Origin of the sequence: Caulobacter sp. NIBR1757 (assembly GCF_027912495.1) — a bacterium.
Taxonomy (GTDB): Bacteria; Pseudomonadota; Alphaproteobacteria; order Caulobacterales; family Caulobacteraceae; genus Caulobacter.
The window spans coordinates 3,014,717-3,032,123 of the sequence record NZ_CP115463.1 but is presented as its reverse complement, the minus strand read 5'-3'; the positions used below and the strand labels follow the sequence as shown (position 1 = coordinate 3,032,123).

General features: G+C 63.1%; 11 protein-coding genes. 4 read left to right on the top strand and 7 right to left on the bottom strand.

The window, feature by feature from the left end:
* Positions 1 to 33: 33 nt before the first annotated feature.
* The 4 genes from metG (at position 34) to O5I81_RS14910 (ending at position 8,275) form a co-directional block, all read left to right on the top strand.
* Entirely contained in the window at positions 34 to 1,581 is a 1,548-nt protein-coding gene (gene metG / locus O5I81_RS14925; RefSeq protein WP_271065648.1) for a methionine--tRNA ligase, read from the top strand.
* 8 nt (positions 1,582 to 1,589) lie between these two features.
* A complete protein-coding gene (locus tag O5I81_RS14920) occupies positions 1,590 to 2,441 on the top strand; it encodes a hypothetical protein (RefSeq protein WP_271065647.1) in 852 nt (283 codons plus the stop codon).
* Between the two features lie 204 nt (positions 2,442 to 2,645).
* Positions 2,646 to 5,933, top strand: coding sequence for a hypothetical protein (locus O5I81_RS14915; protein WP_271065646.1), 3,288 nt, complete (start codon positions 2,646 to 2,648; stop codon positions 5,931 to 5,933).
* A gap of 29 nt (positions 5,934 to 5,962) precedes the next feature.
* The gene (locus tag O5I81_RS14910) at positions 5,963 to 8,275 is read left to right on the top strand and encodes a hypothetical protein (protein WP_271065645.1); all 2,313 of its coding nucleotides are present in this window, start codon (positions 5,963 to 5,965) and stop codon (positions 8,273 to 8,275) included.
* A 430-nt stretch (positions 8,276 to 8,705) separates the two neighbouring features.
* Here the strand turns inward: O5I81_RS14910 and O5I81_RS14905 are convergent, their stop codons facing one another.
* From O5I81_RS14905 to O5I81_RS14875, 7 genes are all read right to left on the bottom strand, one after another.
* Positions 8,706 to 10,841, bottom strand: a complete 2,136-nt coding sequence (locus tag O5I81_RS14905) for a sodium-translocating pyrophosphatase (protein ID WP_271065644.1) — start codon at positions 10,839 to 10,841, stop codon at positions 8,706 to 8,708.
* A 39-nt stretch (positions 10,842 to 10,880) separates the two neighbouring features.
* Complete coding sequence (locus O5I81_RS14900) at positions 10,881 to 12,080, bottom strand: type II secretion system F family protein (RefSeq protein WP_271065643.1); 1,200 nt, start codon at positions 12,078 to 12,080, stop codon at positions 10,881 to 10,883.
* A complete protein-coding gene (locus O5I81_RS14895; RefSeq protein ID WP_271065642.1) occupies positions 12,080 to 13,765 on the bottom strand; it encodes a GspE/PulE family protein in 1,686 nt (561 codons plus the stop codon). The genes O5I81_RS14900 and O5I81_RS14895 overlap by 1 nt, the downstream gene beginning before the upstream one ends.
* Before the next feature lie 18 nt (positions 13,766 to 13,783).
* Positions 13,784 to 14,215 carry a type II secretion system major pseudopilin GspG gene (gene gspG, locus O5I81_RS14890; protein ID WP_271065641.1) on the bottom strand — a complete coding sequence of 144 codons (432 nt, stop codon included), beginning with the start codon at positions 14,213 to 14,215 and terminating at the stop codon, positions 13,784 to 13,786.
* Positions 14,202 to 14,906 carry a hypothetical protein gene (locus O5I81_RS14885; protein WP_271065640.1) on the bottom strand — a complete coding sequence of 235 codons (705 nt, stop codon included), beginning with the start codon at positions 14,904 to 14,906 and terminating at the stop codon, positions 14,202 to 14,204. Before O5I81_RS14885 ends, gspG begins: the two co-directional genes overlap by 14 nt.
* A complete protein-coding gene (gene gspD, locus O5I81_RS14880) occupies positions 14,896 to 16,752 on the bottom strand; it encodes a type II secretion system secretin GspD (protein WP_271065639.1) in 1,857 nt (618 codons plus the stop codon). The genes O5I81_RS14885 and gspD overlap by 11 nt, the downstream gene beginning before the upstream one ends.
* An 83-nt stretch (positions 16,753 to 16,835) precedes the next feature.
* A complete protein-coding gene (locus O5I81_RS14875) occupies positions 16,836 to 17,390 on the bottom strand; it encodes an RHS repeat domain-containing protein (protein ID WP_271065638.1) in 555 nt (184 codons plus the stop codon).
* Positions 17,391 to 17,407 lie beyond the last annotated feature (17 nt).

The window sequence follows — 17,407 nt, the reverse complement described above, 5'->3', positions numbered from 1 at the left end:
GCGCGGCGGGCCGCTTCCTTCGAGGACCCACCCATGAGCGACCAGATCTTCAACATCACCACGCCGATCTACTACGTGAACGGCCCGCCCCACATCGCCCACGCCTACACCTCGGTGAACAGCGACGTCATCGCGCGCTTCATGCGGCTGGACGGCCGCAAAGTCTGGTTCGTGACCGGCACCGACGAGCACGGCCAGAAGGTGGCCCAGGCCGCCCGCGCCGAAGGATGCGAGCCCCTGGAGTTCTGTGACCGCATCTCGGCCCGCTTTCAGGACATGAACCGGCTGATGAACATCAGCCATGACGACTTCATCCGCACGACCGAGCCCCGGCACAAAAACGCCGTGCGGGCGATGTGGGAGAAACTGAAGGCCAGCGGCTACATCTACGAGGGCGTCTTCGCCGGCTGGTATTCTGTCCGCGACGAGCAGTTCTTCGACGAGGCCGAGCTTGTCGATGGCCAGGCCCCGACAGGCGCCCCGGTCGAGTGGGTCGAGGAACGCAATCTCTTTTTCCGCCTGTCGGCCTTCGGCGAGGCGCTGCTGGAGTTCTACGACAGTCATCCCGACTTCATCGCTCCGGCCTCGCGCCGCAACGAGGTCGTCGGCTTCGTCCGCGAAGGCCTTCGCGACCTGTCCATCTCGCGGGCCAGTTTCGACTGGGGGATCCCGGTGCCGGGCCACCCGGGGCAGGTGACGTACGTCTGGCTCGACGCCCTGCTCAACTACGCGACCTCGGCCGGCTATCCGGACAGCCTGGCGGCCAACGGCGTCTGGCCGGCGGACGTGCATGTGGTCGGCAAGGACATCATCCGCTTCCACTGCGTGTTCTGGCCGGCGTTCCTGATGGCCGCCGATCTGCCTCTGCCCAAGCGTGTCTTCGCCCACGGCTGGTGGACCGTCGAAGGCGAGAAGATGTCCAAGTCGCTGGACAACTTCATCCCGCCGGAGCGTCTGACCGAGCGGTTCGGTGTCGATGGCGTGCGCTTCTTCCTCGTGCGGGAGATGGCCTTCGGAGCCGACGGTGACATGACCGAAGTCGCCCTGCAGCGCCGGATCGTCGGAGAGCTCGGCAACGAGTTCGGCAACCTCGCCCATCGGACGCTGACGATGATCGCCCGCTATTGCGATGGGCGGACACCGGCGCCCGGCGTGCTCACCGCGCAGGATGAAGCGCTGCTGGCCCAGGCCGCGGCCATGCTTCCGGCCCTGCGCCTGCAGTTCGGCGAGCAGGCCCTGCAGGCGGCGACCCAGGTCATCTGGAACGTCGTCGGCGCGGCGAACAAGTACCTGCAGGACGAAGCCCCCTGGACCCGCGCCAAGGGCGATCCCGACCGTTTGAAGACCATCCTGCATGTCGCGGCCGAGACTCTTCGTCGCCTGGCCCTGGTGCTTCAGCCCTTCGTCCCGGATGCGGCGGCGAACCTGCTCGACCAGCTCGGTGTCGGTCCGCAGGCGCGCAGTTTCGCTTCCTTCGATCAGGCCCTTGTCGCCGGGGCGCCGCTGCCTGACCCGCGGGTGCTGTTCCCGCGTCCCGAGTCCGCGCCGCCGCCCGCGGGGGCCATGCCCAGCCCGATGTGAGGTGGAAGATGCTCTATCCGAACGCCAGGACCTTCCTCAACGCGCCCTCCAGGACCATCGCCCTGATGGGCATGTCCAATGTCGGCAAGACTCGCCTCGGCGGGCTGCTGCCCCGCGAGTCGTGGTTTCATTATTCGGTCGACTATCGGCTCGCCACCGCCCACCTGCGGGAGACCATCCTCGACACCCTCAAGGCGGAGATGATGAACAGCCCGACCCTCGCCCGCCATCTGCGGGATGAGGCGATGAGCGTCGATCTTGGGATCTCGTTCAGCAACCTCTCGGTGCTGTCGCACTATCTGGGGATGTTGGGAGACCCAGCCCGTGGAGGGCTTGCGCCGGACGTGTTTCGTTACCGCCAGGCTCAGCACCGCCAGGCCGAGATCGCCGCCGTTCAGGATATGACGACCTTCATCACGAGAGCTCGGCAGATCTACGACTACCCGGACTTCCTGTTCGACGCCAGCGGCTCCCTGTGTGAGTTGATTGACCCCGCCGATCCGGCCGATCCGCTGTTGGGCCTGATCACCCGCAACACCCTGCTGGTCCACATCGTGGCCGGCGAGGCGCACGAAGCGGGGCTGATCGAGGCGGCCCGAACCCACCCCAAACCGCTCTACTATCGTCCGGAGTTCCTGGACGCCGCGGTCGCCGAATTTCTCGAGCAGACCGGGCTTGAAGCGATCGAGCAGGCCCAGCCGGAGGCCTTCACCCGCTGGGTGTTCCCCCGGCTGCTGGCCGCCCGCCGGCCGCGCTACGAAGCGATCGCCCGTCACGGCGTGACGGTCCTAGCCGAAGACGCGGCTCAGGTTGGCGACGAACGGGACTTCCTGACGCTGGTCGCCGAGGCTAGCCGTTAGTACGGTCTGCGCTAAACCTTACCGCGTTCGGCCACCGCTGCTGGGTCAGGTTGATCAAACCGGTGCAGTCTCGTGTCAGGAGAATCCAAGTCTCTATCCGGCAGCTTCGCCCCAGACTGCTTCCCACTGCCAGGCCACAAACTGGGGTTGTGAGCCGACTGCTTGTGTAGAAAACTGCGGCGGGCAGAAGGTGAGGGGGGCAACTTGCAGTCGATATCATTTGCAACGCGGGAAGATCAGCTACTCGCAAAGCAGCGAGAACAACTCGGCCTGCTTGTCGGAAAAATCCTTCAGACTATCGAGGATGTGCGACGGCCCTCGGATGGAAATGGCGAACCCCATCCTCACAATGTTTTCTGCATAGACGGCGGCCGTGGCGCCGGAAAGACCTTCTGCCTTCTAACTCTTGAGCGACTGCTTGCTCAGACTGCCGATCTAATGGCAACAAAGAGGCTGCAAGGCTGGGATGAATTTATGGCGCGATATCGCCACCTTGTAAGTCCGAAGCTAGATAGTCGACCGTTCCTGACGAAGTCTCTTCGCGTTATTTTTCCGGGCGACTTGGAGCGCCAGGAGCTTGTTCTGGAGGCTATATTCGCCGGAATTCGCAACGATTTGGAGGCAGGGATTGCCGACGCTTCGCCGGATCGTAGGGAAAGCGGAGAAGCGCTTCGTCAGTCTCTTATTCACGAGGTCGGCGGGGCCTGGAGTTTCGCGCGTCGACTTGGAGTAGACGCTGTCATTCGTAACAGCTTGGATTATAAGGATCTCGTTCAGCGCTACGATAATCTCAACAAACTCGCAGCTGAACGGCTGACCAGTTGGCGCGCGTTTCTAGACCGCTACCTAGCTTGGCGTGGATTGGAAACGCTGACCATTCTTTTGGATGACTCAGATGTCCGTCCCGAACTGACATTCGACATCCTACAAACCGCCCGAATTGCACTTCACCACCCGCGTATCATTACTGTTATCGCAGGTAACACCGCTTCAATGCGTCGGAGTCTCATTTTGCTGTCGATGCAGCAACTGGGCCCCGCAGTGAGGGCTCTCAACGAGCGTGGCCATGCTACGGCAGAGGACTGGCGACGAGGAGAGCGCATAGAGGTCGAACAGCTCCTTGAAAAAATACTACCTGCGTCGAGTCGGTTCTATCTCGATCGCCCGAATCCGGATGAGGATTTCGCGGTCATCACTGGTGGCAAGACCTTGCTGGGTGTTTGCGACGATGCACTAGAGCACAAGTGTGATGCCTTCGTACGCACTAAAATGCTCTTGGGCCTAAGGTTTGAACTTGAGGGCAATGATCGCCCTTCTTCGAGGCAAGCCAGCGCGCTTCAAGACTACCTTTCATGGTGGCTCTTCAGAACTACCTATGCGCCTCTATTGGGCCCGACGAGTCCCCGACAGATTCGCATATTCAACGAGTACTATGGAACCGCGCGGGATCCCGCGGAGCCGCCCTTGGCGACGCGCAAACGGCTGCCTGTGATGCTGTTCGGCAACCCGGCGAACTATGCGCTCATTCAACGTCTGAGCGACGACGATGCCAACATTATCGAATGGCTGATGCGTCAGAAGCTCCGGTCGAATTGGATGGGCCGCAGGTCCTTTCAGATTAACGGTCGTGAGATCATTGAGGGTACCTACAGCTATAATTTTCTTCGGTATCGTTTGGATGTCGGTCTCGCTCAACCCTTGCGGAGAAACAGTGAGGCACTTTCGCCAGAAGCCCTCTTGCCTTGGGTGCGAGGGCGACAGCGTATGAGGCCATTCTTTCTTCCTCGGGACATGCAAGTCCGAATGCGCAAGCTCGGGGTGTCACACTGGCTCGACCACGCTGCTGTCCCGGGAAACTGCGTATACTTTAAGGATCTTTCCGCCATTCCGGATATATTTTTTGCGCCGAGGAAAGCTCCGGTTGGTCATGAGGGAGGGCGCTGGGAGGCGGAACTCTGGGGGCGCTGGCCAAGCATGTATGAAGCTCGCCGCGACAGCTTCCTGCAGCGCTATGTGACGGAAGTTATCTACCATGGCCTACGACATCTGAAGACCGTTCGCACGACCACACTGAACGAACTTCTTGAGCCACCATATCATGAGCCTGGCGAGGTTCCGTACCGCGACTTTGTGAGCGCTGAGCTCCGGAGTCTGGACCCCCATACCGACAGTGCGGATCGCTTCAAGTTAGTTGGAAAAAAGATCGGAAAGTCCGCTGCCAATCTGCCGAGCCAAGAGAAACTCGACGCGCGACATCTCGCACGATACGCCGCCATCGCAACAGACCTGAGGCGAGCATGGGCCGCAGTCCGGATCTTTCAGAGTTCCGTGCAGGCCGATCAGGATAGCGAAGTTCGAGATTGGCAGTCCTCCACGTCGCGCGCGATGCTTGACCAGCTCCGGAACGCTGACCGGATGCGTTTATACAGCGTTGCGGATTTGCGCGAGGTGCTGGCATTGGACGACTGGGCGGCGGGTGTACTGCCGGTCTTCTCCCAGGCAAATGTGCTAAGGATCGCCAGCTCAGCACAAAGCGACAACGATCTCGAATCGCTTCTCGCCCTTCTCAAGGGCGATCGGGCACCTCCTCAAGACCAGAAGGCGTTCCTGCAGCTTTGGGTCCGCGGATGGCGGCAGATAGGTCGACTAACCTGCGATAGATGGCCATTGGGCCAAGATCTCGAAGAAGAGCTTTTCTCCGTCTCTGATCCCGCGCTGATGCTAAATATCTTCGACCTAAGCCCATCGACCAACGCCCAATGGCGGCGAGCGCGCAATATTGTCTGGTTCATGCAAGGAATCGCTCCCTCGCTGCCAGCGATGATCCACGCTGACCTTATCAGCCACGCGCACCGCTATGAGCAACTTCGCGCTCACGCACAGGATCGAGATCTGTCCAAGGAGCGGAGGGAGATTGCAGCCGCTCTAGAGTCCACGATCCGCGATTGGTCTTGCCTTCTTGTGCAGCTCGCAGGAATGACCCGATACCTGAAGATGAAGTGTTTGCATCTTTACTGCTGCACAGTCACGGACCATGCGCTGGAGGCCTTGCAGCGACCGGAGCGGTCCGTCTCAGAAACTGTTGACCTTGCCGCTCTTCGTTTGCCGCTCGCAACAGCCAAAGTTATGCGAGCTGTAGTCGACGCCGGGGGCCAGACATCGACAGACAACAACGGACTAACGCGCGAAGAATCTTTCTGGTCGCTGGTGCGAGAGCGACTTGGTGAAGGCAGGGTAAAGACGAACATCAACATGTTGCCGGACGCTTCTCCATCGACGCTATTTGGCGATCGATGGCTTGAAGACGTAGTGCCCCGCCTCTTAGGCGGGGAGGGGCTTAGTGACGAAGATGGCGTCGCCTACGCAGGGCTCTTCGGTGAGACCGAACAGTGGCTTTGGGCTGCCTATTATATGCTCGGCCTTGCAACTGCAGAGGTAGGCACCTTTTTCCAATCAAGGGGCGATCCACTGTCGCAGGCTGCAGGCGACTGACGATGCACTCGGCCCTTCCCCTAGAGCGGATGGTTCTGCTGACCCTAATCTGTTGGCGTCGACGCGTACTGCAGCAATCGACATCGGCTGCAGTGTTAGGAGGCCTCAGGGCTCGCCTCACAGGCGAGGTTCGCAATCGCTTTCCGATTGAGACCGCTCTTGTCTCCGATACGGACCTTGAAGCTGCTGCCGACGGAGTTCTTTGGCGGCCTGAAGAGGACGGGAGGCTGCAACCGACCGACCTGGTCGATTGGTGGCGAAGTCTCTTTGGCGCTGCGGGGATAACCCTGTCGTTCGCTGACCGGGAACCAACGGTCTCCGTTGACGACCTCGAGTCGTGGGAGGCCCTACTCGACCATGTGGATGCAGATGCCCTTGTGACCGCTTTTCTGACCTTCCAACGCTCCAGTTCCGATCCCGACGCTGACATTAGGGATCTCACCCACTGGGGCGTCACCGTGCGAGCGGGTGACCGGAGTTTGGCGGCGCTCGTCCGGCAGGGAGTGTCGGATCTTCACGTCCACGCGGGCGGCGTTCGATTCGCGCATTTGGCATGGTTTGACCTGATGGACGCGCAGACCGAAGCAAAGACCTTCTCTGGTCTGCGTGAAAAGGAACAAACTTATGTGGCTTTGGGCTGCCGATGCCGGAGCGACCTGTGGAATCTACTCGGCGTTCGATATCGCCCGTCCGAAGATGCGCCCCTGAGCGATCTGGAAGAACAATGGTGGCGCTGGGATAGGCGGCGGTTGCTTGGCGAACGCATCCTATTGGCGAGGGCCTGGCAATCAGCCAGAAAAGCGCCGGCGGTCATGCGTGCACTTGATGCTTATCTCTTCGCCAAATCCTGCTTCTTCTCCGAAGCTCGCCAGCCAGGCCATACTGCTCCTGGCCTCAGGGTATTTGAACGTTATTTCCGCTACGTGGCCAGGACCCCTGGATTTGTGGGAGGGGAAGTCAGCGCGCGTCTCGCGATGCTTCCTTTTGGTGACGCTCTAGCGTATCTCGCGGACTGTCCCAATCTTGAGCGCGTTGAACTAAGAGCCGCGCCAGCTGGCACAGCATCGGACTATGGTGGGCTTGCGAAAGCGTTTGGACAGCTCGTCCAACGGTTCAATTCAGCACGCGGGACCAATACCGACGTGCGACTTGCCATTCACTTCAAACGCAGTCGTCGCACATCCGATAGATCCGGCGGACTGTCCCCATTGTCAAAGACGCTACGGACTTTGGACCGAGAGTCGGCGGCGCTTCGGACGGCGCTGGCCGATCCCGCCTTCGGACCGCACGCCCGCTACTGGCTTTCGCGTTTGGATGTTGCTGGCTGGGAGCGTGACACACCGGCTGCTTACTTCGCACCTTATCTGCGCCTTGCGCGAGGTGATGATCTAGCGCTCCAAGATCTTGAAGAGCTAGATCCGGAAGATCCACGCGCCCCAGAGTTCGAGGCTTGGCTCGCCCTTCGTGATCGACACGATCACCGCCCCTCGCTCGCCGAAGCGCGCCTCGGTCTTACTGTTCACGCCGGAGAGGACTTCGCTGATCCTTTGGACGGTCTCTGCCAGATCGCGACGGCAATGCAGGCGTTCGACATGAAACCTGGGGACGGGATTGGGCATGGTCTCGCCATCGCGGTGGATTTGACACGGTTCGATTCAGAGCGCGCTGGTTTTGCCCGCATTCGCCAGGGGGCTCATTTGGATAGTCTGCTCTGGCTCTGTACACTGCGGACGAAGACGAGATCGCTTGACGATTTCCCAGCCGTTGCCGATCGCGTGCGGCGCGAGGTCGAGCAGATAGCTCACACAGTCTACGGATTGCGTTGCTCTATCGACGATCTGCTTTGGCTTCGACAAGCCCGGATCCGTCCCAAAAGCCCGAACGGTCTCTCGCGGGTTCGCCAGCAGCTATGGCGCCTAGACGTGCGCACCGACGTCCGTTCTCGCCTCGACATACTACTGCCGCTACCCCCGGTGCGATCCGTTCTGCAAGATGCCGTGGCGTGGGCTCAGGAAGAAGTGCTTGAGCAAGCGATCTCCCGCCGCGTCGTGGTGGAGATGAACCCGGGGTCAAACTGGCGCGTGTCAGCGTCGCGCGAGCTAGGGCTTTCCCCGACCGTTCGTATCCTTCAGCACATTGAGCGAGGTCTTCTCGCTAGCATCAATACTGACAATCCGGGCACATTCCTCTCCAGAATTGAGAACGAGTACGCGCTTCTGCTGGCAGGGTGCAGGGCGACGGGAGTTCGGGAAGGCGTCGCACGTGATTTGCTTGAACGCGCACGTATGATTGGATTGCGCGAAACATGGTGGCCTATGCGCGATGGCCACGCGCCGCAGTGATTGCAGGCAATACTCTTTCAGTCCCACGACGAGAAATTCCAGCGCAAATGGGTGACGTTCGTTGGACAAGTCTCTAGGGCAACCGAAGGAACCCATTGCGCGCAGCGCCTGCAAACTCGCATCCTAAAGAGCGGCATTTTTGCCCTGCTACTGACTGCAAACTGCCACGCATTAGGTCGCCCAACGTTCCGGTTTCAGCGTAATTTCGCTCGATCGAACGCTCGAGGCGCACTCCAGAAGGCTGGTTCTAGACCATGCTTGTCTGTTCCCTCGATCAGATGTTTGCGGTCTGCCGATCAAACAACGAGGTTCAGGCAGACATGAACAATACGCCACAAGCAGGCATGATCAGACGATAGTGGACATTACGACAAGTGCACTGAAAGAGGAGGCGAGGGGAGGGCGCTGCAACGCCCTCTGAGCTCTCTGATCAGTGCGCCAGGATGGCCAGCAGCAGCAGGGCGACGATGTTGGTGATCTTGATCATCGGGTTCACGGCCGGACCCGAGGTGTCCTTGTAGGGGTCGCCGACGGTGTCGCCGGTGACGGCGGCCTTGTGAGCCTCCGACCCCTTGCCATGGGTGACCCCGTCCTTGTCGGTGAAGCCCTCTTCGATGATCTTCTTGGCGTTGTCCCAGGCGCCGCCGCCGCTGGTCATCGAGATGGCGACGAACAGGCCGGTGACGATCACGCCCATCAGCATCGCGCCGAGGCCGGCGAAGGCGTTCTGGCGGGTGGTGATGGCGTCGAGGATGAAGAACAGCGCGATGGGCGACACGACCGGCAGCAGCGACGGCACGATCATCTCGCGGATCGCGGCCTTGGTCAGGATATCGACGGCGCGGCCGTACTCGGGCTTCACCTCGCCGGTCATGATGCCGGGGTTTTCCCGGAACTGACGGCGGACCTCATGCACCACCGCTTCGGCGGCGCGGCCCACGGCAGTCATCGACATGCCGCCGAACAGGAAGGGCAGCAGCCCCCCGAACAGCAGACCGACGACGACGTAGGGGTTGGAGAGGTCGAAGGCGACGTCGCCGAGGCCGAAGAAGAAGGAGCCGTCGACGGCGTTGGCCGCGAAGAACTTCAGATCCTCGGTATAGGCGGCGAACAGCACCAGGGCGCCGAGACCGGCCGAACCGATCGCATAGCCCTTGGTGACGGCCTTGGTGGTGTTGCCGACCGCGTCCAGGGCGTCGGTGGTGACGCGGACCTCCGGGGGAAGACCGGCCATTTCGGCGATGCCGCCGGCGTTGTCGGTGACCGGGCCGAAGGCGTCCAGCGCCACGATGAAGCCGGCGAGCGACAGCATGGTGGTGGTGGCGATGGCGATGCCGAACAGGCCGCCAAGGGTGTAGGTGACGATGATGCCGACGATGATCACCAGCGCCGGAAGCGCGGTGGACTCGAGGCTCATGGCCAAGCCCTGGATGACGTTGGTGCCGTGGCCGCTGACCGAAGCCTGGGCCACCGAGCGGACCGGGCGGAAGCCGGTGCCGGTGTAGTATTCGGTGATCATGACGATCAGGGCGGTGACGGCCAGGCCCACGACCCCGCACCAGAACAGGCCCTGACCGTCATAGGTGACGTCGTAGACCGTCACCGTTCCGGGCAGCAGGCTGTTCGTCACCCACCACAGGCCTGGAATTGACACCGCGCCGGCCACTGCCAGACCCTTGTAGAGGGCGCCCATGATGTTCAGGCTCTTGCCCAGGCGAACGAAAAAGGTCCCGATAATCGAGGCGATGATGCCGATGGCACCGATGCCGAGCGGGATCAACATCATGCTGTCCACGAAGCGGGCTTCGCGGAACAGGGTCGCGGCCAGGACCATGGTGGCGACCGTGGTCACCGCATAGGTCTCGAACAGATCGGCGGCCATGCCGGCGCAGTCGCCGACGTTGTCACCGACGTTGTCGGCGATGGTGGCGGCGTTTCGGGGGTCATCTTCCGGAATGCCGGCCTCGAGTTTGCCGACCAGGTCGCCGCCGACGTCGGCGCCCTTGGTGAAGATACCGCCGCCGAGACGGGCGAAGATGGAGATCAGCGAGGCGCCGAGGCCAAAGGCGACGAGGGCGCCGCAGATCTGCCGTCCGGCGCCGTCCAGCCCGGCGAGGTCCCGCAGCGCCCAGTAGAAGAGCGAGACCCCCAGAAGCGCCAGGCCCGCGACCATCAGGCCGGTGATAGCCCCGGCCGAAAAGGCGACGCCAAGCCCCTTGGCCAGGGATTCCGAGGCGGCGCGCGCGGTGCGGACGTTGGCGCGAACCGCGATGTGCATGCCGCCGAACCCCGCCAACCCCGACAGCACCGCCCCCAACAGGAAGCCTGCTGCAGCCAGCCAGTCGAGGACAAAGCCCAGCGCGATAAACAGCGCCAGGCCGACGACGCTGATGCTCAGATACTGGCGTTTGAGGAAGGCCTCGGCCCCTTCGCGAATGGCATCGCCCACCGCCTGCATCCGCGCCGTCCCTGGCGACAGCCGCATCAGGCCGACGGCCTGAAAAGCGGCGTAGGCCACCGCGACCAGGCCGGCGGCGATCGCAAAGAGCAGAAAGTCAAAGGTCACGGCGGAAATCCTTCAGGAGGAAGCGAGCGGCCAGCGGTGTCATGAAATCCCGGCGCCCCCAAGGGCCGACACGCCCGAGAGCAGGCCAGACATCAGGATGCCGATCATGACGCCGAGCACGATGATGAGCGCCGGGCCCAGCCATTTTGTCTGTGATTTGATGGCGCGCAAGGCCCGCGCCTGTTCCAGCACCCCGGCCCGCTCCAGCATGGCGCCGAGGGTGCCGGTCTCCTCGCCGATGCGGGCCATCTGGGCGAGGCTGCGCGGCGCGGAGGGAACTTCGGCCAGGGCCTGAGACAGGCTGGCGCCGCCGCGGACCGCGGTCGCCAAGCCATCCAGCCGCTCGGCGGCCACCTTCAGCCGAACGGAGCCGATCGCCAGACGGATGGCTTCGGGCGCCGGCGCTCTGGCCGCGAGAAGATGGCCCAGCGCCTTGGAGAAGCCGCCGAAAACCAGTCCCCGCACGACGCCGCGCAGTGGCCCGTCGAGCAGGAAGCGTTGAAACCAGACCTCCAGAAGGCCCATGCGCCAGGCCCCGGCCAACCCGAGGGCCAGCGCCAGCAGGGCGACCGACCAGGCCAGCGGGTGCTCCGTCAGAAGCTGGCTGACGGCGATCAGTCCGCCAAGAACAAGCGAGGTCTCGCCGCCGGACTCCTCGATAATCGGCGCCAGGGCGGGCACGACGAATAGAATGATCATCAGGACGCTGGCCAGGGTCATGAGCAGCACGAAGCCCGGATAGCTGAGGGCGCCGCCGACCTGCTCTGCAATCTCAAGGTCGCGCTCGATCGTCGTGGAGACGGTCTGCAGGGCGTCGGGCAGCGCCCCTGACGCTTCGCCTGCCGCGACCAGGGCCGGCAGGAAAGGATAGCGGGCGCCGAGCACGCCGCCGAACGCCTTGTCCAGCGACACCCCCTTGGCGATTTCGTCGGACAACGCCCGGGCGGCCGCTCCGGCGCTGGTCGAGGCGCCCGCGTCCATGATCACCGATAGGGCGCTCTTCAGCGACGCACCGGCCTGCAGAAGCGCCGCCAGATCCGCTGTCAGTTCGCTGACCGCCCGGGGGCTCAGCCGGACCTGGCCGGCGGCCGTCGCCACCCGCACCGGGGTCAGCCTGATAGGCCGCAGACCTTGCTGGCGCAGGGCCTCGAAGGCGGCACGCTCGTCGGAGGCCGTCAGAGATCCGGAGATCCGGGCGCCGGCCGGATTGGCGGCGGTATAGTCGTATTGCTGCGCCATCATCCGCCGCCCAGCACCGCCATCAGCTCCTGGACCGACACCAGACCATCCAAGGCCTTGGCCACGCCGTCGGCCGTCATCGACCGCAGGCCGAGCGCGTTGGCCTGTTCGACCAGACGCGCCTGGTCCGGGTCGCGTGCGAGGCTCCGCAGGAAGGCGTCGTCAGCGAGGAAGATCTCGCTCAGGGCCAGTCGTCCCCGTACCCCAAGGCCGCCACAGGCCGGGCACCCCGTCGCGGTATAGTAGGGTCCTTCTGCCGATCCCCCGGCGCTTTCGACGTATCGCCGCTGCGCTTCGTTCAGCGGATCGACGGCGCGGCAGTGCTGACAGAGCCGGCGGGCGAGGCGCTGGGCCGCGGAGCCCAGGAAGGCGGCGGCCAGCTGGTAGGGTTCGATCCCCATGTCGATCATGCGCGGAATGACCCGAAGGGCGTCATTGGCATGGACAGAGGCGAGGACGAGGTGACCGGTCATGGCGGCCTGGATGGCGACGGCGGCGGTCTCCGCATCGCGAATTTCCCCGACCAGCAGAATGTCCGGATCCTGGCGCAGAAAGGCCCGAAGCGTGGAGGCGAAGGTCAGGCCGATGGAGGGAGCGATCTGCGTCTGAACGACATGATCGAAATGGTACTCGACCGGATCCTCGATGCTCAGGATCTTGCGGTCCGTTCCCGCCAGTGAGTTGAGCAGAGCGTAGAGGGTTGTGGTCTTGCCGCTGCCGGTCGGTCCGGTCACGAAGAAGATGCCGTGCCGAGCCTTGGAGGCCCGGTTCATCAATTCGGCCTGGCCCCCCGAGAAGCCAAGGCTGGCCAGATCGAGCTTGACGTTGTTGCGGTCGAGGATGCGCAGCACGGCGCCCTCGCCAAACACGGTGGGCACGACAGAGACCCGCACCTCGACCGGCCGCCCCTCGACCACGAAGGTGGCGCGACCGTCCTGCGGAAGCCGCTTCTCGCCGAGGTCGAGATCCGCCAAGACCTTGATGCGGGCGATGGCTGCGGCGCCGACCTCCAGGCTGACAGCGCCATGGACGATCAGCTGACCGTCCAGACGAAGCCGTAGTCTCAAGTCGTGCCGGCGCGGTTCGAGATGGATGTCCGAAGCGCCGCGATCGACGGCCGCGCCGACCGTTATCGAGACGATCCGGGCGCCGGCACTGTCGGCGGTGGCGTCCGACAGCCGTTCCAGCTCGCGGTCGATCCGCGACACGGCCTCAGCAATCGGAACTGGAATGACTGTGGCGTAGCGCTCGGAAAAGACACGTCGCCATTCAGAAGGCGGCGCGGCCTGAACTTCGATGACCAGGCCGGTGGCGAACACCAGGCCGGCAATCGCCTGGTCATCCAGCGGGTCGCAGGCCGCAACCAGCAGCCGGTCCCCGCGGCGCTCTAGCGGCAAAAGACGATGCCGCTTGAGGAAGTCCACCGAGACCGACAGCTCGGACATTTCTTCGGCCGGCGGGCTTGCTTCACTGTCCCAAACCTGACACCCGGCGGACTCGGCATAGGCGAGCGCAAGCCGGTCGTCGGACAGCACCCCCAGTTGGTTGAGAACGAATTCGACGGGATCGGAGCCACGGTCGGCGAGCAACTCGGCCCGCGACAACTCCGCTGCCGACACGACCGAATCATCGACCAGCCGGCGGAGCAGGGCTTCGCGCTTTGACAGGGAAAGGTCGCTGGGCATTGGCGCGTCGCGTTGCAGCTAGGGTGCGTCGTTGGGCGCGGTGAGGTCGGCGGCGGCCCCGCGGCCTTCCGGACGCTTGTCCGAGCCAAGTGTCCAGACCTCAAACCGCTCTCCGTCCTTGGCGACGGAATAGAGATAGGCCTGGCCCCAAGGATCGCGACCGGCCTTTTTCCCGCGCAGGTAGGGGCCCAGCCAGCCCTTGACCCCCGCTGGCTCCTTGACCAGGGCCATGACACCCTCGGCGTCAGTCGGATAACGCCCGACATCGTCCCTGAAAGTCTCGATGGCCGTGGCGACGGTTTCAAGCTGGATTTCGGCGGTCTTGGCGCGCGCCCGGCTCATTTGCCCGACCAGAGCTGGCGTAAGCACGGCCGCGATCAAGGCTATTATGCCGATGACCACCAGCATTTCGGTAAGGGTGTAGCCGTTGGTGGGCCTAGTGGACTTCATTCGCCTTGACCTCCTGAAGGCGTTGGTAGCAGCGGGTCGGGTCCGGCGCGTTCATGGCTTCGATCCGCGTGTCCAGTATCGCCATCGGTTGCGCAGGGTCGCCAGTAAACCGCACTATGGCATCGGCGCCACGACCTTCCGTGTAGACGACCAACCGCCAGATTTCCCCCGGCCGCCAGTTTATCGCTCCGCCTACTGGCGGGACGGGCGGGCGGGCCGACAGCTCCGGCGAGGCGGACAGGGAGGAGAAGAATGTGGGAGCGCAATGCCGCCACAGTGGACTGTCGGAGCGGTTGACGAATAGTCGGCGGCGGGCCCCTAGACTGCTGTCGCCTCCTGGCGTGGGGCCCACCCCGCCACGACCCGCAAGCTCGGCGACCAACTCCGGCGCGATGGTCTCAGCGTTGTCCGCGGCGGCCTTTAGGCCCTCTGGCTCGGCTAGAAATACCGCTCGGCGACCATCCAGCTCCGCAGTCCAGGACAGGGAAAACGTCTGCTCTTCCCGCATGACCGTATCGGCCGCAAGGACCAGGCCGCCCTCTAAGCGGGCCGCCTCCTCCGCCCGAGCAGCCGCCCGCGTGGCGTGTCGATACTCACTATGCGCCAGTGCCAGAAGCACCGCCGCAATCGTTGCCAGCGCGAACGCGAGGGTCCCGAAAGCGGCGGTCGCGTAGCCGTCCTCAGCGCTCATCCAGAAGGCCTCTCGCGCGCATCTGAGACATACCGGCGGTCAGATCGGCGAGCAGGTTATCCGCGTCCGTCGGGGAACGGACGATGGTCGCGCTGATCAGGATGATCAGTTCCGTCCTTTTGCCGTCGTTGGTCGTGCGCTTGAACAGTTCGCCGAGCAGGGGGATGTCCTGAACCAACGGTGGACCGGAAGAACCCACCGACTTGGAGGAACTGATCAGCCCGCCCAATGCGACGGTTTGGCCCTCCTGGACGATCAAATTGCCTTCAATCTTTCGCTGCTGGATCGTCGGCGAGTCGATCCCGGAGGAGGTGGTTCTGGCAACCGCGCTGACTTCCTGTGAAATCTCGATCAGGACGGTTTTATCGCCGCTTATCCGCGGCGTGACTTTGAGAATGACGCCGGTGTCCCGATACTCTGTCGAGACCACCACGGGTGCATCGTTGCTGTTGCTGCTGCGGCTCGATTGGACCGCGACTGGAACCTGGTCTCCGATCTGTAAGGTCGAGGCCCGATTGTTTAGCGCAAGAATCTTTGGTGAGGAGACCACCTCGACATTGGTCTTCGAACTCAGGGCCGTGATCGCGGCGCGGGCATCATCGCTGATGTAGGTGATCGCCAGTCCCGGGAAGGTTGGGCCGACCGACCCATTGCTGTTGCCGGTCGAGGTGATGGTCAGGGCGCCGCCACTGGCGATGGTCGACCAATCGACGCCGAATCGGAAGTCGTTGCTGAGTGTTACTTCCAGAATTTTGGCCTCGATCAGAACCTGATCGGGCTGAGCGTCCAGTTCGGACAGAATGCGCTGAATCTGAACCCATCGAGATGCGGGAGCGGCGACGATCAGCGTGTTGCTGTCGATGTCGAAACTCACCTTCACGTCGGAAACGGCGGAGGCCGCCGCTATCGGTCCGACGGGTGGCAGGTCCTGGGCTGCCGGAGCGGCAGGCCCCTCGGCGATCTCCAGGGCGCCGGTGCCAAGAACGGCGCTCAGGCTCTTTGATAGGTTTTCAGCAGAGGTGTTGCGGGCTTTGTAGAGCCAAAGCGAATTGCGCTCTTCGCGAGATGGGGCGTCGAGCCGGTCGATCCAGGCGAAGGCGGCGTCGAGCGCGGCCGGCGACCGACCGATGACAACCAGGCTGTTCATCCGCTTTAGGGGCACCACCGTCAGTCCGCTGGTGCCGGAGGCCTGGATCAACCGTTGAGTCTCGGCGGCTACGATCTCGGCCGGGGCTGACCGCAGTTCATAGTAGCGGATACGCGAGCCCTGCAGGTCGCTACGGTCAAAAATTGCAATGATGTCGCGCACCGCCGCGATTTCTCGCGAGGTGCCGCCCACCAGAACGAAGCCCAACTTGTCATCGACATGGACGACCAGGCCGCTTGGTGAAAGCGTTGAGATCGCCTTCACAACTTCGGACGGCGTCGCATAGGTTACGGTGATTGCTTCAATCCGATAGCCGGTCGCCCCCCGGCTCTCTTGCAGCGAGGGGGCCTGGGCCATTGTCTTGGCCTTGGCGCGGGGGGTTATCAGATAACCGCTTGCTGTTCGGACCAGGGCGATGTCGTTGGCCGCCAAAGTGGCTTCGAACGCGGCCAGCAGTTGTTCGCGACTTAATCGGCCTTGCACGCTGAAAGACAAAGCGCCGCGCACCTCGGGATCGATCGTGAACGAGAGGCCCAGTCGATTGCCCAAGACCTCATTGGCCACGTCGCGGATGTCCGCATTGTCGAAAGCCAGAGCCCCAGCCGGAACCGAAGCGCCCGCAGCCTGCGCTACGGTGGCGGAGGTTGGAATGAATAACGCGAGAGATGCTGCACAGAGCAGCGTGGCAAAAATTCGCACGGGGACGAGGGTGCTCAGATCGAATTGGGGTTGAGGACGGGGCCCGGGCCCTCGATCCGACAAGGTGTGAAACGGGATCGCTGCTAAGACGCCGCGCCTTGCACGGATACGACAATCCGGCCAGCCTGCTGATAGCCGCTCGAATGGCCAAAAACGTAGTCGATATTGCAGACCATCGTGATGCCAGATCCCGCGACGGTCGGCGCGGTGAACGTCAGCGTGGTAGCAGTCACCGAGGTCGAGCCGCAGGAGCCCGCGCCGCCGCTGGTAGAGGCCGAAATGAGCGCTGGGGTGGAGCCATCGCTCGCGCTGCCCAGCTGGCCCATGGTCCATGATGTGTTCCCGGCCGACGCAACGGTGCTCAATGGGTTCGTTGCTGTCAGCGTCACGGGCACAGTTGGCGGTGTTCCGGCCGTTTGGGAGCCACAAGTTGGGCTACCGCTCGGTGCGGTAATGGTTTTGGCTGTCCGATTGCCGGCCGGATCGTAGGTATATGTCACGAGTTTCGGCGGTGCGGACGGGTACAGGACACAGCTCAGACGACCCAAGGCGTCGTATCCCACCAACGTCTGAGCCTCCCCAACGCTTGGAACGAGCAAGACGCCAACCGCCAGCAGGCTGAGAAAATGCTTGAACATGGCCACCCCCAAACACA

Excerpts from the sequence above, each read along its gene's own strand:
- metG (WP_271065648.1), top strand. The coding sequence starts at position 34 with ATGAGCGACCAGATCTTCAACATCACCACGCCGATCTACTACGTGAAC.
- O5I81_RS14920 (WP_271065647.1), top strand. The coding sequence starts at position 1,590 with ATGCTCTATCCGAACGCCAGGACCTTCCTCAACGCGCCCTCCAGGACC.
- O5I81_RS14910 (WP_271065645.1), top strand. The coding sequence starts at position 5,963 with ATGGTTCTGCTGACCCTAATCTGTTGGCGTCGACGCGTACTGCAGCAA.
- O5I81_RS14900 (WP_271065643.1), bottom strand. The coding sequence starts at position 12,080 with ATGGCGCAGCAATACGACTATACCGCCGCCAATCCGGCCGGCGCCCGG.
- O5I81_RS14895 (WP_271065642.1), bottom strand. The coding sequence starts at position 13,765 with ATGCCCAGCGACCTTTCCCTGTCAAAGCGCGAAGCCCTGCTCCGCCGG.
- gspG (WP_271065641.1), bottom strand. The coding sequence starts at position 14,215 with ATGAAGTCCACTAGGCCCACCAACGGCTACACCCTTACCGAAATGCTG.
- O5I81_RS14885 (WP_271065640.1), bottom strand. The coding sequence starts at position 14,906 with ATGAGCGCTGAGGACGGCTACGCGACCGCCGCTTTCGGGACCCTCGCG.
- O5I81_RS14875 (WP_271065638.1), bottom strand. The coding sequence starts at position 17,390 with ATGTTCAAGCATTTTCTCAGCCTGCTGGCGGTTGGCGTCTTGCTCGTT.